This window comes from Granulicella arctica (assembly GCF_025685605.1).
Lineage (GTDB): Bacteria > Acidobacteriota > Terriglobia > Terriglobales > Acidobacteriaceae > Edaphobacter > Edaphobacter arcticus.
Map to the genome: position 1 here is coordinate 2,298,352 of NZ_JAGTUT010000001.1, position 13,844 is coordinate 2,312,195.

Genomic DNA, 13,844 nt, shown 5'->3' on the forward strand with positions numbered 1-13,844 from the left:
TCGTGTCCGAGACACAATCACCCTGAAACTCTGCACGCGTGCCGACTCAGTCGTCCTGCACAATGCTGATCTAAGTAGCATCGAATGAATACTTTACCTATAAGCTGCCTAGAATGAACACTATGCATGGTCTTGCGCTCGTGAGCCAAATAGAATGAGTCACTTAGGACCTTGGACTAAACTGCATTTTCCAAGGTAGCTTTAGGTCTACGACTTGCTCTTGCTGAAGACACCGCAGACGCGCACACCCAGACCGTTGGACTTAGAAAAAATCCTAATAGCTGCGCTGATACATACGGGAGATACGGTCGTGCCAACCAAGACGATCGTCATCGAGCCAGGCCCAGACGAATCCGAGACCTGCGGGACAGGCGGCCAGTAGGATCGCGACGATGCGCCGACGCATGGCAGAGCGGGTCGGATTGTCATCCGAGAAGGTGCAAAGCCCGATGCGGGCGTAGCGCATGCCGGGAGTGGCGTCTGAGAAGGTAAAGAAGAGGAGTTGGTAGGCGAGCGCGAACACGGCGAGTATTCCTACGGCACCAAGCACTGCAGCTTGGCCCGTTGGGACGCTTCCCGCGGTGTAGACCGCCATTGCAGTGAATGCAAGGAACGAGGCGGAAATGAGGCAGCCGTCCACAATGGCGGACATGACGCGAAGGCCGAGAGGAGCCGTGAGGAACGTGGGCGCGAAGCTGACCAGGTCGGTCTGCAGGTCGGCCGCCTCAGAGGGCAGGCAAGCGCTGAGACGGATCGAGGACCACTCGGGCAGGGCGGATTCGGGCTGGGTCAGGAATTGCGTTGAAATCTGGTCGGGCTCGACCTCGAAGATGCGAAGCTGTGCGTTCTCGGGAGCGATCTCCGCATCGTCACGGAGCGGACCTTCAGCGAGGCGCGGTCGAGCGCGGCGAGGGGCGACGAGCTGACGGGGAAACTCGATCAGGTTCGCAGGAAGCGGTACGGCTGGCTCAAGAAACTCCTGAAAGCTCGGAGACTGGCGGAAGGCGATCTCCTCGTCGAGGGCAAGGCGGTCGTCCTCGTAGAGATGCTCATGGGGAACGGCGTTCGCTGTCCCAGCCTCGACGCTGCGGCCAACGTCTTCGTAGAGCTTTACGGTCAGTCCAGCCGTGGAGCGGACGACCGCTGCCGGTGCTGATTCCTCAATCTCATACGCTGGAGGCTTAATGGGCGTTGGCTCCACCGCTGGCGTTGGCGCCCAGAGTTCCAGTTCGCTGAGCAGTTGCTGCTGCGTGGCGACAACAGCCTTGGCAGTGCGCACGGCGACTTCGGCTGCTGCTTCGGCCTGGTGAATGGCCTTCTCGGCTTCGGCTGCGAGAAAGGCATGGTAAGTCTGCGACTGGGCGTAGCGCTCGGCTACCGCGGCGGCAATGCGGGAGGCACGGCTTTCGGAGGGCGCGGAGGCAAGTTCGATCCCAGGTAGTTGCGGCGTGGCGTTTCGATGGCGACGGGCGCGATGGGCCGCCAGCCGTTCGGCTGCCTGGAGCTTGAGTGCGGAGGCTGGTGCAGGAGCATCACCGTCTTCGTGAAGTGCCTCCCGCGGGTCCAACTCATACTGCGCGGCGCTCATTGTGCTCAAATCGAAGCTCGCTTCCTGTGAAATCGTTTAGCCTGAAGGTGTGGTGGTGCGTCTGACAAGTATGGGGCCGTGTAATCCGAGCAATGCAGTAGGGAACGAAGCTACTGCGGGTTCCACAAACAGCCGAGTGCGTCTCCCTCGTGCCTGGAAAACTGTTTACCTACTCATAACTATCATGGTGTCCGGGGCAAGTCATCCGCATCTCGCTGGACAGGAGTTAACGCCGAAGGCACCTCCCGTAAAGATTGTGTCTCTTCCTTTGGCAGCCATAACGGGAGATCTGCCGGAGGAGCCCGGAGAGCACCACTATCCGACTGCGGTGCCTCTCCCCGCGAAGGATGACGGAACGAGAACAGAGATCGTCTCCGATACGCAAAGCGAGAAGAATGGACATTACATTCTGGACGGTCAGGTCGTCATTACCTACGGCGACCGAGTCCTCCAGGCCGACCACATTGAATACGATGAGCCAAGTGGTGATGTCACCGCGACCGGTCATCTTGTAGCGACGGGCGGAGCGAACAGCGAACGGATCGTCGCCAGCCACGGTACGGCAAATCTGAAGCAGCAGACAGGCCGCTTCTACGATGTGAGCGGTTCGGTGGGCATGAAGACGACGGGCAAGGGTCTTGTCTATGTGAGCGGCAATCCGTTCCTCTTCACGGGCCGCCTCGTGGTGCGGAGCGGGCCAAGCGAGTACCAGATCTTCGACGGCACGGTGACCTCGTGCCAGCTGCCTCACCCGGACTGGCTACTGTACGCAGGGGAGTTCGAGATCGACAGCAAGAAGGCGAAGGCGCGCAACAGCGTGTTCAAGCTGTTGAATGTGCCATTGCTCTTCCTGCCGTATGTGACGCATCCTGTGGACTCGGAGGATCGGCAGAGCGGCATCCTGATTCCCGATATCTCTCGTTCGTCGAGCAAGGGATACATCCTGGGTGAGGAGTTTTACCTGGCCATCAACCGGAGCATGGACCTGACCGTGGCGCTGGTCTATTACTCGCTGCGCGGCTGGGAGCAGACGGCCACCTTCCGGTACAAAGGAAAGGGCTATGACTTCGCAACGGGCCACTATAGCGGTTTGCAGGATCGTGGATACATCCCGCCGGGCGGCGTGTATACGAATCAGGGTGGCGAGGACGTAACCTTCAAGGCGCGTCACGATCTTGGATCGCAGGCACGGGTTGGGGCGGATCTGGAGTACCTGAGTTCCTATCCGTATCGGGAGGCGTTCTCGAACAGCTTCAACCAGGCAGTGTCGAGTGACATTCTCTCGATCGCTTACGGGGTGCGGGAGGTGGATGGCTTCGAGGCCTCGGCGCGCTCGGATCGCTACCAGGGTTTGAAGCGTGCCGCGACCATTGCGGAACCGGCAACGGCAACAACGGCAGCCATCGTCGCAACTCCAGAGCAGCAAATTCGCATCTTCCATGCGCCATCCCTCGACCTGAATGCGACGGACCATCGGCTCGGCGCAACACACCTGTTATGGAACCTTGAGAGTTCGGCTTCGGGTTTGAAGCGGGTGCAGCCCAACTTTGTGAGCGGCGGTATCACGGAGAGGCTCGACCTGCATCCACAGATTGCGCTTCCGCTCTCCGGCGGTGGATGGAACCTGTTTTCGTCCGTGGGGGTGCGGGATACGTACTACTCGCGCAGTCGCGAGACCCCTACCGCGACAGTGCCCGGCAATTTGGAGCGCACGGCCGACCTGAATCGCGCAGATGCCGAGTTTCAGGTGGAGCTGCGACCGCCTGTGCTTGAGAGGACGTTCAGCGGCGGATGGGTGAACAGGCTCTTCGGCGACATGGATGTCCGGCACACGATTGAGCCAGTGGCAACGTATCGCTATGTGACGGGCGTCGGAAACTTTCTCAACGTGCTGCGCTTCGACGACAAGGATGTCGTCAGCAATACGAACGAAGTGGAGTACGGCGTCATGCAGCGGTTCTTCGTGAAGCGGCTTGCTGGTAAGGAATGCAGTGAGCGTGATGTGGCAGTGTTGTCGCAGGCATCCACGAACGATGAGGATACGGCGAAGCTGGCGACCTGCTCGACGAGCCAGCGCATCCAGTGGCGCGTGACTCAGAAGTATTTTCTCAATCCAACGTTCGGGGGAGCCATACAGGCTGGCCGGCGCAATATCTTCGACACAACGCTATCGCTCTCAGGCGTGGCGTTCCTGACGGAAGCGCGTGAGATCTCACCGCTGATCTCGCGGTTGCGAGTGCAGACCTCAGCCAAGACGGACGTCGAATGGGACTTCGACTATGACACCGGCGCGAAGAAGTTTACGTCGGACAACATCTTTGTCGACTACCACGAGGGTAAGAGCTTCGCCGGGTTGAGCTATGCGCGGCTGAATGCGCCGGGTCGCTTCTACACGGAGGGAACGAGTTCGCTGGTGTCGAACTTTAGCCAGCTTCGAGTGCTGCTGGGGTATGGCTCGCCAACCAAGCCAGGATTTGGAGTTGCGGCAAATGGTGGATTCGACCTCAACCTCGTATCGCTGCAGTATGCGGCACTGCAGACCTCGTATAACTGGAACTGCTGCGGGTTGAGCGTTGAGTACCGGAAGTTCGAGCTGGGTTCCGTTCGAAATGAGAGCGCGTATCGGTTCAACTTTACGCTTGCGAATATCGGAACGGCGGGCAATCTGCGACGCGCAGAACAGCTCTTCTAGGCTGGCTTATACCGTTCTGTGTGCCTCTGCGTGAGATAATGGCCGAGTGTCGATTGCTGTCAAGCCACTCCGTTCGCTCATCTTTGCCCTTGGCTTTCTAGCTCTGGGCTGCCACGCTCAGACTCCAGCAACCTCGGGAAACCTGTCACCAGATCTGGCGCGCCGGGTCGAGATCCTGATCCGATCAAAGTCCAACGTTCCCCCGGACTACCAGGTGAAGATCGGCGCTCGGACCAAGAGCGAGGTTCCGGGGTATGACGCGATCAGCGTTGTGTTCACGGCAGATACGAAGGCGAGCAAGCCGATCACGTTCCTGCTCTCACAGGATGGCAAGACGCTGGCGCAGTTCAACCAGTACGACATCAGCAAAGATCCCAAGGAACTTGTCTCCACGATGGAGCGCCCGGCCCGCGGTGGCCCCGCGAATGCGCCCGTGGTGATCGTCGAGTTTGACGACCTCGAATGCCCTTTCTGCGCCAAGATGCATCAGCAGATCTTCCCGGCAATCACGGATCGCTATAAGAACCAGGTCCATATTGTGTATCGGGATTTCCCGCTCGACCAGCATCCCTGGGCGATGCGCGCGGCAATTGATACAAGCTGCGTCGGCGCGCAGAGCTCGAAGGGATATTGGAATCTCGTGGACTACATCCATGGGCATGCGGCCGATATGGGTGGTGCAGAGAAGAGCATTGCCAAGGCCAACGAGACGCTGGATACGCTCTCCTTCGATGAGGGCAAGCGTCAGAATGTCAAGGCCGCCGAACTGAAAGCATGTATCGCGAAGCAGGACGATACGGTTGTAAAGGCTACGATTAAAGAGGCTGAGGCGTTGGGCGTCGATTCGACTCCGGCACTCTTTATCAATGGCGAAAAGATTGAAGGCGCGGTGCCACTCGAGTACGTCTACAGGATGATCGATGGTGCCCTTGTGGCTGCCGGTCAGACTCCCCCTCCGGCACCTCCAACGGCCACGCCCGCACCAGCGGCAAAGCCCGGCAACTAGCAGATCGTGCAGGAGATTTCGACGTGATGATGAAGACAGTGATGAATTGGAAGCAAGACGACTCTGGCGGCGTGCACGTTCTCCGCGCAGCGATGCTTCCCGTAGCGCTTCTGGCGATGGCAGGATGCCATCGGGGCCACAACGCAGGTGTTGTTGCGACGGTCAACGGTCATGCGATAACGCGGACCGACATGGACAAAGCGTACAAGGACCAGCTTGGTGACACTCAACAGGAGCCTTCTCAGGAGCAGGCGGATTCACTTCGCTTGAACCTGCTGCGCGGGCTGATCGATGAAGAGATGGTTGAGCAGCGTGCCGCCAAGATGAACCTGACCGCAACGAACGAAGAGGTCGATGCGAAGCTCGCTGAGATGAAAGCTCCTTACACCGAGGAGGAGTTCAATGCGCGGCTGAAGTCCAGTAACCACACGCTCGAGGATGTGAAGCACGATCTGCGCCGCTCCTTGACGGATAATAAGCTGCTGAACAAGGAGATCAACTCCAAGATCACCGTCTCCGATACCGATGTCAGTTCGTACTACAACGCGCACAAGTCTGAGTTCAATCTGCGCGAGATGCAGTACCACCTGGCGGGGATTCGCGTGACGAGCGTGGCCTCCGCGCAGCCGGGAAATCTGCAGAACAGCAAGGCAACAAACGACGACGAGGCACGGAAGAAGATCCAGACCCTGAAGAACAGGCTCGACAGTGGTGAGGATTTCGGCTCGATCGCGTCGAACTTTTCTGAGTGGCCCGAGACGGCTCCGAATGGTGGCGACATGGGCTTCGTGCCTGAGTCGCAACTGCAGGCGACAGGGCAGATTTACAGTGCCGTGACGAAGCTGAAGGCTGGCGATTCTACGGATATCATTCCGCTGCTGGATGCCACGAGCAAGAAACCTGTGGGCTACTCGATCTACAAGCTGCTCTCGCGTGATCCTGCCGGTCAGCGCGAACTGAATGATCCGCGCGTGCAGCAGGCGATTCGCCAGCAGCTTCGTGACGGACGATCACAGCTCCTTAAGAACGCCTTCTACGAGATGATGCGCGATCAGACGAAGATCGAGAACTTCTTCGCCGAAGAGATCTTCAAAAACGACGCACACTAACAGGCAGCGATGGTGGCTGGTGGGGAATCTATGACGCGTCCTGTACGGTTTGCGATCCTTGGCTTTGGTCTTCACGCTGTTCGGCGTCTGCTTCCTGCATTCGCGAAGAGCGAGCAGGTGGTGCTGACGGGTATGTGGCGTCGCGATCAGGCTGCCGCGGCGAAGAACTGCGCGGATCTCGGTATTGCCAATTGCTTTCCAACAACAGAGGCATTGTGTTCCTCGGATGAGGTTGATGTTGTCTTCATCACATCCCCCGATGCCATGCACCTGGAGGACACGCTCCTCGCGCTAAAACATGGGAAGGCGGTGTTGTGCGAGAAGCCGCTCTCCATGCATGCAAGCGAAGCTGAGACGATGCTTGCTGCTGCTGATGCTGCGGGCCTTCTTCTTGGGGTGGCTCAGAACTTCCGCTACAACCATAGCCTGGACACGATGCGGGAGCAGATTCTTGCAGGCCGTATCGGCGAGCCACAATCGGCTTTTGCACAGTTCAACTACCCGGCGGATCGTGCGCCTCGCAAGTGGATCGCAGACCCGGCGCTGGCCTGCGGTGGTCCCATTGCCGATGTGGGCGTGCATTGCATCGACTCCCTCCGCTATGTGCTGGGCCAGGATGTTCTCAGTCTGTCCACGCTGGCAGAGGCGATCGCTGGAAGCCCTGTTGAGGCACACGCCACACTCCAGATCGCTATGAGCGGCGGCGTTTTCGCAACGGTCGCTGTGAGTGCGCGATCGCCGTATCGGACGTTGATCGAGGTGACGGGGAGCGAAGGCGTGATCCGTGCGGAGAGCGCCCTTAGTGTCGACAGGCCTGTCGATGTGGTGCTGCGCCGATCAGGCGAGCCAGATCAGACGCATACGGTCGACAACGGTGATGGATACACCCGCATGCTGGATAACTTCGCTGAAGCGTACCGGGGGACTGGAACATTCCTCGCGACGGCGCCTGATGGGCTGCACAACATGCGTGCTCTTGATGCTGCCTACAAGAGCTGGAAGACAGGCAATCGCGAGGCTATCTAGCCGTCGCCATTCTTAGGGAATGGCGATCGCAAGGGCTGCAGGGCTGTCGCGGTGCGTTGTTGCGATGGTGCGGCGCGGACTCGACGTATACGGCAGATACTTTTTATAAACGCTGACATGGAAGCAGGACTGCTGAAACTCCTCCTCCACGTCGATCTTGCCTTCCTGCACGAGGGGAAGAAGGTAGCCGCGCATCCAGGCGATCTCGCTGAGGGACAAGCCCCGCTTGGCCAGATCGACTGCCTGCCCGGTGAGATGTGGCGAGGCTGTTTCGCCTTCGGCCGGGGCAGCGTTGCCGTTCGTGCGGATGAGCTTCTGCTGAAAGGCCACCGTGCGAACGGCTGAGTTGACCTGCAACGGTGTGTGGAAGCGAGCATAGTGGGCGCGGGCCAGCGTCGTTAGAAACTGCGCCGTCCATGGGCGGCAATAGCGACGGTTGAGCGGGAGGCGCTCGTCGACCTGCATGCCGGCATTAATCGGTACGGCTACGAGCATCATGCGACGTCGCATGGATTCGAGATCATCGTCATCCTGAACGCGTTCGAGGCCGTCCCGGTCGGCGACCTCGTTCTGATGGAGCAGTATCTCGCGGGAGCCTTTGAGCGCGGGAGGCATGACGAGGCGTCCTCGCTTGTTGTAGAGCGAGGGAAGAATCTCAGGGTTGGCGGCTGCTTCCTCAATCGAGGGAAGTTGCGGCTTCTCGGCTGTCGGGCGAATGATGCTGACGACGGGGGCCGGGTTCGACGGGGACGATGAGATAGGTGCCGTGGCGGCGTCGCTGAAGTCAGGTGGGTGGGATACCCCTGTCTCCCGGGTCTCCGGAGCAGGTCTTGCGGCGATCATCAGCGGTGCCGGAATGAGCTTGACCAGCTTTGGCTCGGCGATCAATCGATCTCTCACAACAGCGTGACGGGCATGCCCCTTGGTGCGCCGGAGAGGCTTGGGGTCTGACTCGTGCTTGCGAAAACGGTGCTCGGTGGGACGATCCGCGTTGCGTGAAGGATGGCGGTCGCGAGGACGCGGCGCAGTGTGAACTCTCGTGAGCACTGGTCGCTTCGCTGCGACGCCGCGGCTTTTTGAACGAGCGAAGGCACAGGAGGGCAGCAGGCAGATAAAGGCTAGCGCAAGGAGAACGATACTTAGGGAGGGTCGACGCGTGATCATCAGAAAGCGCGGAGACGCCAGAGCAATTTCGACTTTAGTGACTGAATCGTGTTCATGTAAGTGCCCATGTTGATTCCGTATACTGAGAAGTAACGGGGGAAAGCATGGGAAAGGTGTTTTGGACGGCGATCTTGTTCAGTGGGCTAGGCGTCGTCTCGGCAGTCGCACAAGATGACCCGAAGAGCGCGGACTTCTTCACCCATAAGGTTCAGCCGATCTTCCAGAAGAACTGCTACCGATGTCATGGTGGGATGAACCATCGGGGCGCATTGAATATTCAGACGCGGGCAGGCATGTTGAAGGGTGGGCACGATGGAACGGTACTTGTACCCGGCGATGCCTCCAAATCTTTGCTGGTAAGGCTGATTCGGCACGAAGGACCGGCGAACGATCCGATGCCGATGCCATCGAAGGGTGCAAAGCTCTCCGATGAAGATATCGCGGTAGTGACGAAGTGGGTCAACGCTGGCGCGCTGATGCCCTGACGGAAGTGACTCTCAGTAGCCACTTCCGCTGCAAACCGCACTTACTTTGTGGCTGGAGCCTTGGTGCCGGTCATGCGGACAGATTTATCGACAATGGCATAAAGAAGCTGATCATGGTCAGCCCTTGCCTGCTTTTTGATGTAGGCACCGGCTTTCTGGCCCGCTTCCGGGCTGTCGGGAAGAGTAAGGTCGCGGTTCTTTGCCGAGATCTCGGCGAGTTCTTTAATGATCTCGAAGAAGTTTGCCTCGTTCTTATCGCTCAGAAGCCATGCCTGATGGACGGTCGCGGTGATGATCTGGTCTGTTGTCCAATTGTGCGTCGTGGCTGCGTCGGTGGTGGCGCGAGTCATCGAACCAGGTGTGGCTTGATCAGGTGTGGTTTGAGCGGCGGCTCCAAGGGTCAAGGAGGCAGCGGCTACCAGGGTAAGGGCGGCGGTGCGAATATTCATGGTCGATCCTTTCGTGCAAAAGCTCATAGATTGATCTAACTGGCTAGTAGTAGTCGCGGCGCTGGCTGTTCTGATGAGCCTTTCCGGCGATGGCACCCACGCCGGCTCCTACGCCGCCGCCGATTACTGCTCCTTTGAGGCCGCCGCCGAAGAGTGCTCCGAGCACTGCTCCGCCACCCGCCCCGATGAGGGCTCCCTTGCCAGGACCAATTCCGCCGCGGCTTCTGTCGTTGTACCGATCGTCGTAATGATTATCATGTTGATGACGGCGATCATCGTTGTAGTTCCCGCCGCGGCCGCCATTCTGCACGCCGTTGTAGTAGTTCTGATTGCCGCGCTGTGCAAAGACGGGAGTCACGGCAGTTCCGAGCAGCAATGGTGCAACGATAAGACTTTTAATGAGTGCTTTTCTAAGCATGGCGTCTCCTTGCGACTTCCATTAGATGCCGTGGAGAGAGAGTCGAGCCATAAAAGGACCGCTTACTTAGGTGATCATATAGAGTGGGGCGAACTGCGGGATGCCAGCCGTCTGGCCCGCTATCCAGCGCAGAACGTAGACTTCGGTCGGGTCGGTAAGGCTGTGCGTCAAGGCGTTGGGGATCACTTCGTAGATGGCATGGGCGCCGAGGTCTTTGTAGTAGTCGATATCCGGCTCAACCATCACGCAATTGACGCCGTCGATGACGAGCTTATCGTTCTCATGGAAGGTGAGCTGGACGTTGGCCTCGCCGAACTGAATCTGCTTCCATGAAGATGTGGAGCCGGGATGGAAGAGGCCGGGGTTGTTCTCGACGGCGAACTTTCCCGCGGCTGCAGCAATCTTGACCTGATCGATGAGCGCAACGTCGCACCAGCCGAAGAAGCGGTCCTGCGCGGGCGCATAAGGAGCGTCCCAGCGAACCTGCTTGATGTAGTCGAGCGGCGTGCCCTGGGAGAGATTGATCTGGCTCATCGCCTCGCCGAGGTTGAGGAGCGAGGCGAGTGGTTTCTCCTGCTCGACGAGAGCGTCGTAACGCGCTTCGCCAGTCGCATTATCGGCTCCAGCGGCGATGTAGGGATACGCTGCGCTGGCGGCGGAAAATCGGGCGTTGACGAAGCTGAAGCCAGGATTGTTCGAGATCAGCATAATGTCGAGGGTGGTGAGATAGCTGTTCGAGAGCTTCACCGGCGTGTAACCGGCTTGTTTATACCCGTCCGCGTAGACGACGACGGTGTAGTTATCGCCGAAGTTGTCGTAGAAGGGGAGATCGAAGGTTGTGTCGTTGTTGGGGAAGAAGTCGCGGACCTGCTGGGTGAAGTTGCCGTCGGTGATGGTGACGAGGAACTTGGCGGGCGCGGCGAAGGGCTGACGAGTTCCGTCGTAGATGCGAAGGCGAAGCTTGCTCATGGGTATACCAATCCTCTGATTTCTGGGTCGGCTAAGGCTAACAGCGAAGCATGTGGAGTCAAGTAAATTGTGGATCGCGGGCTGCCCGCGTTTGTGCGAACAACCCGGGGCTTCATTGTGAGGGATTATTTCTGGGCAAGGGTTTGGACGCAGGCGTTTGCGCCCTCGGTGAAGCGGGCTTTGTCCTCATCGTTGACGGCGACGGAGGTTCCTTTGTCGCGGGCGATCAGCTCTGCGTCAGTGTACTTTGACATCGCCTTGGTGATCGCACAGGAGCAGTAGTTATCGATCGTGGAGTCGGACAGCTTAGAGCCGTTCGGATCGTCGTGGAGCCTCTTGGCGCAGGAGGATGCCGCGCCCTTCGTGATGAGCTGGCGAATGTGGGCAGGGTTTGACGCCGGTTTGTGCAGGGTGACGACCACGCCGAGGGCGATCGTTCCGAGGAAGAGGACGGCGACGCAGAAGAGGATGTTGCGAAGGTTGAAGAGTTGCATGACAGATCTCCGGGAGATTTTAGGATGGGCTGTAAGCCCGCTTCCTAATGGTGTCGACCGGTGAATTTCGTTTCATGCTGGAATGTTTTTTGGTGCGACCGCTCGGCTACTTGTGCGGAAGGTATTGGGCGCTGCACTGGCTGGCGGCGGCGGTAAAGCGTGCCTTGTCCGTAGGGGACATACCTCCACCCTGCTTGGTGGCCGCGACGATCTCGTCGTCGGAATACTGCGCCAGCCCCTTGGTAGAGACGCAGGAGCAGTAGTCGCCAAGCTGCTGGTCGGAGAGGCCGACAGCCCGGGGATTGCTCCGCGCGCTCTTGGTGCAGGCCGTGATGGAGCTTGCCATGGCGTTCTTGCGGATCTGCGCCGGGTCACTCGACCGGCGTCGCGCCAGATAGAAGGCATACGCAAAGGTAAGCACGAGCAGGATGGCAATAACGGGAAGGCTGAAGCGGGCAGGGAGTTTTTGCATTTGCAGTTGAGCCACCGCTAAACTGGACGCACTTTGCCAATGATCTTGAAGATAGCTTCTATATAGCCGTCGACACCTGAGGCAGAGTCATTCAATACGTCAAGTTCCCGAGCGACATCAGCGTCGCCGTAGTATCGCTTCAAATCAGCCCTCACCGTATCCCAAAGTTTAGATGCTGCCGATCCAGATGCTCCAACTGGTATCGGAGGGCGACCTATTTTGGTGAGCAGCGCGAACTCCTCCATCACTCCAGGAGATTGCTCCAGATTGCCATTGACAAGCCGATTGCCACAAACAAAGATTCCCCAACCTGCGGCTCGAACGAGATGCTCACGATGTTCCTTGTAGTACAAAACTTGATCAATGCCTAGTGGTAAATCCTGAGCAAATGGCATAAGTCTTATTTGATCAAGCGACTTCAGGGTTGCGCGAGCCTCGTGCAGTGCGCCATAGGCAACGGAACTTCCAATTCCGAGACCGTAGCCGGAGACGAGCCGGAAACCTCTCCTAATTATTTCGGCACCTAACTTGCGAAGAAGTTCCTCAATCATGGTCTGACCAAGTGGAGAATAGTCTACAGCACTGCCGGATACGAGGATATCTTGCCGGTGTGACAGTCGATTCAAAGACTCTAATATGTCAGTAATTTCGGCATAACTATCTACAATAACTGCTTGTATGCCGTAGCGTTTGAGATCGTCGATTCTTAGTTCAAGTCTTCGTTTGTCGTAGTGAAATTGAGCAAGTTCTTTTGGCCCTGCTCCGCGAGGGATTTCAAGACTCTTCATTATGCAAAAGTGGTCTCGTTGTTCACCTCCGAGGAGTTCCCTTACCCGCGCCAAAATGTAGTCGATATTGGGATCAGTGAAGCTAAAGCCAATGAAAACAAACGTCCGCTCGATTAACTCTGCCTTTAATATTGTCGAGAAAGCAGACCTTTTCTCGTTATAGGTTTCGTAGTCTCCTTTGGTCAGAACGGCATCCTGAGGTTGAGACTTGTCGCCATGCATTTTATACAAGACTGCATCTCGGCCCCGGAGAGTTTGAGAAAGGTTGGAAACCGTTGTTTTTACGTCGAGCATTTTTCTAGCTTTGATATAAGCTGCTTCGATCAAACTATCGTAGTTAGTTGTCCAAAGAGAGTGAAGTCCAAGTGAAGCAATGAGAGCGTGATTAATTGTTTCTTCAGCATGTTTGTTAAATTCTTCGATTAGAACCTCGTTTATTCGGGCACGGCTCCCTCTACTGTTCTGATGGAATTGAGCCACTGCTAACAAGTCCGACTCTCTAGTGATATCTAAGTCGATTTCGGTGGCTATTTCCGTCAGCAGGCCACGCCAGTCGACAAAGCCTGCCTTCCGCGACATCCCTGCTCCGACGAACATGGAAGCACTGCCTTCAACTAGCGCTTTGCTATAGCGCTCTAGAAATTCAGCTTTATCAATTGTTGGCAAAGATCACCTGTTAGTGCTGTGCGCGAATCTGGATGGCTTGTTCAACCCAGTCTGCAATGTTTGATTTTATAGTTGAGTAAGTCTCGGTGCTACCCCAAAGCGACGTAGGATCTTTCAGTTCTACAATCGTTGATAAGAGAGCCTTTGACTGGCCTAGCTCTATATAATCGAACGGGTTTGCACCGGCAGAAGAGACATAGCCTTTACTGTCCTTCAGCCCGTGGACTCTGATACCAACTACTCCCTTACGATCATCCCAAGCTTTGATAATTTCGTGATTGATCCACTTACGGTTTGCTGTTCCAGCACCGACAAGAACAACTGCGCAACTTCGTCCTAACATTTGGCCAGCGATCCATTTTGTTATTGCGTTGTCGCCGCCCCTTTTTATCTGCTCCCATTCATTGTCCGAAACTGGAGGATTGTCCTCTAGGGCATGCATGTTTCGTACCTGTGCAGCACGCCAATTGTCTGCATCGAAATGAAAGCTGAAAAATGCTTTGCGTAACATACATTGC

The 13,844-nt window shown here is 57.2% G+C and carries 14 protein-coding genes; 5 read left to right on the forward strand and 9 right to left on the reverse strand.

What is annotated here, in order from left to right:
* Window positions 1-274 precede the first annotated feature (274 nt).
* Complete coding sequence (locus OHL20_RS09625) at window positions 275-1,588, reverse strand: RDD family protein (protein ID WP_263384985.1); 1,314 nt, start codon at window positions 1,586-1,588, stop codon at window positions 275-277.
* A gap of 256 nt (window positions 1,589-1,844) precedes the next feature.
* Here OHL20_RS09625 and OHL20_RS09630 point away from each other — a divergent pair, with 256 nt between their 5' ends.
* Genes OHL20_RS09630 through OHL20_RS09645 form a run of 4 tightly spaced genes read left to right on the forward strand, consistent with a single transcriptional unit; the run spans window position 1,845 to window position 7,421 of the window.
* Window positions 1,845-4,280, forward strand: a complete 2,436-nt coding sequence (locus tag OHL20_RS09630; RefSeq protein WP_263382977.1) for an LPS-assembly protein LptD — start codon at window positions 1,845-1,847, stop codon at window positions 4,278-4,280.
* Window positions 4,281-4,326: 46 nt separating this feature from the next.
* Window positions 4,327-5,286, forward strand: coding sequence for a DsbA family protein (locus OHL20_RS09635; protein ID WP_263382978.1), 960 nt, complete (start codon window positions 4,327-4,329; stop codon window positions 5,284-5,286).
* Window positions 5,287-5,312: 26 nt separating this feature from the next.
* The gene (locus OHL20_RS09640) at window positions 5,313-6,395 is read left to right on the forward strand and encodes a SurA N-terminal domain-containing protein (protein ID WP_263384986.1); all 1,083 of its coding nucleotides are present in this window, start codon (window positions 5,313-5,315) and stop codon (window positions 6,393-6,395) included.
* A gap of 30 nt (window positions 6,396-6,425) precedes the next feature.
* Entirely contained in the window at window positions 6,426-7,421 is a 996-nt protein-coding gene (locus tag OHL20_RS09645; protein WP_263382979.1) for a Gfo/Idh/MocA family protein, read from the forward strand.
* A 12-nt stretch (window positions 7,422-7,433) separates the two neighbouring features.
* Here OHL20_RS09645 and OHL20_RS09650 read toward each other — a convergent pair whose 3' ends face one another.
* Window positions 7,434-8,468, reverse strand: a complete 1,035-nt coding sequence (locus tag OHL20_RS09650) for a DUF5715 family protein (RefSeq protein ID WP_263382980.1) — start codon at window positions 8,466-8,468, stop codon at window positions 7,434-7,436.
* 221 nt (window positions 8,469-8,689) lie between these two features.
* Between OHL20_RS09650 and OHL20_RS09655 the strand changes: the two genes are divergently transcribed.
* The gene (locus tag OHL20_RS09655; RefSeq protein WP_263382981.1) at window positions 8,690-9,070 is read left to right on the forward strand and encodes a c-type cytochrome domain-containing protein; all 381 of its coding nucleotides are present in this window, start codon (window positions 8,690-8,692) and stop codon (window positions 9,068-9,070) included.
* Window positions 9,071-9,111: 41 nt separating this feature from the next.
* On the opposite strand, the gene OHL20_RS09660 is transcribed toward OHL20_RS09655, so the two are convergent.
* The 7 genes from OHL20_RS09660 to OHL20_RS09690 all read right to left on the reverse strand — a co-directional run bounded on the left by OHL20_RS09660 (window position 9,112) and on the right by OHL20_RS09690 (window position 13,837).
* On the reverse strand, window positions 9,112-9,519 hold the full coding sequence (locus tag OHL20_RS09660) for a hypothetical protein (RefSeq protein ID WP_263382982.1): 408 nt from the start codon (window positions 9,517-9,519) through the stop codon (window positions 9,112-9,114).
* A 43-nt stretch (window positions 9,520-9,562) separates the two neighbouring features.
* Window positions 9,563-9,937: a hypothetical protein gene (locus OHL20_RS09665; protein ID WP_263382983.1), complete on the reverse strand. Its 375-nt coding sequence runs from the start codon at window positions 9,935-9,937 to the stop codon at window positions 9,563-9,565.
* 66 nt (window positions 9,938-10,003) lie between these two features.
* Complete coding sequence (locus OHL20_RS09670; protein WP_263382984.1) at window positions 10,004-10,906, reverse strand: hypothetical protein; 903 nt, start codon at window positions 10,904-10,906, stop codon at window positions 10,004-10,006.
* A 125-nt stretch (window positions 10,907-11,031) separates the two neighbouring features.
* Window positions 11,032-11,400 carry a hypothetical protein gene (locus OHL20_RS09675; protein WP_263382985.1) on the reverse strand — a complete coding sequence of 123 codons (369 nt, stop codon included), beginning with the start codon at window positions 11,398-11,400 and terminating at the stop codon, window positions 11,032-11,034.
* Window positions 11,401-11,506: 106 nt separating this feature from the next.
* On the reverse strand, window positions 11,507-11,872 hold the full coding sequence (locus OHL20_RS09680) for a hypothetical protein (protein ID WP_263382986.1): 366 nt from the start codon (window positions 11,870-11,872) through the stop codon (window positions 11,507-11,509).
* Between the two features lie 17 nt (window positions 11,873-11,889).
* Window positions 11,890-13,326, reverse strand: a complete 1,437-nt coding sequence (locus tag OHL20_RS09685; RefSeq protein WP_263382987.1) for an SIR2 family protein — start codon at window positions 13,324-13,326, stop codon at window positions 11,890-11,892.
* A gap of 10 nt (window positions 13,327-13,336) precedes the next feature.
* Complete coding sequence (locus OHL20_RS09690; RefSeq protein ID WP_263382988.1) at window positions 13,337-13,837, reverse strand: TIR domain-containing protein; 501 nt, start codon at window positions 13,835-13,837, stop codon at window positions 13,337-13,339.
* Window positions 13,838-13,844: the final 7 nt, after the last annotated feature.

Bases quoted from the DNA above. Each gene is read 5' to 3' on its own strand.
- OHL20_RS09625 (WP_263384985.1), bottom strand. From the start codon at position 1,588: ATGAGCGCCGCGCAGTATGAGTTGGACCCGCGGGAGGCACTTCACGAA.
- OHL20_RS09640 (WP_263384986.1), top strand. From the start codon at position 5,313: ATGATGAAGACAGTGATGAATTGGAAGCAAGACGACTCTGGCGGCGTG.
- OHL20_RS09645 (WP_263382979.1), top strand. From the start codon at position 6,426: ATGACGCGTCCTGTACGGTTTGCGATCCTTGGCTTTGGTCTTCACGCT.
- OHL20_RS09655 (WP_263382981.1), top strand. From the start codon at position 8,690: ATGGGAAAGGTGTTTTGGACGGCGATCTTGTTCAGTGGGCTAGGCGTC.
- OHL20_RS09660 (WP_263382982.1), bottom strand. From the start codon at position 9,519: ATGAATATTCGCACCGCCGCCCTTACCCTGGTAGCCGCTGCCTCCTTG.
- OHL20_RS09665 (WP_263382983.1), bottom strand. From the start codon at position 9,937: ATGCTTAGAAAAGCACTCATTAAAAGTCTTATCGTTGCACCATTGCTG.
- OHL20_RS09670 (WP_263382984.1), bottom strand. From the start codon at position 10,906: ATGAGCAAGCTTCGCCTTCGCATCTACGACGGAACTCGTCAGCCCTTC.
- OHL20_RS09675 (WP_263382985.1), bottom strand. From the start codon at position 11,400: ATGCAACTCTTCAACCTTCGCAACATCCTCTTCTGCGTCGCCGTCCTC.
- OHL20_RS09680 (WP_263382986.1), bottom strand. From the start codon at position 11,872: ATGCAAAAACTCCCTGCCCGCTTCAGCCTTCCCGTTATTGCCATCCTG.
- OHL20_RS09690 (WP_263382988.1), bottom strand. From the start codon at position 13,837: ATGTTACGCAAAGCATTTTTCAGCTTTCATTTCGATGCAGACAATTGG.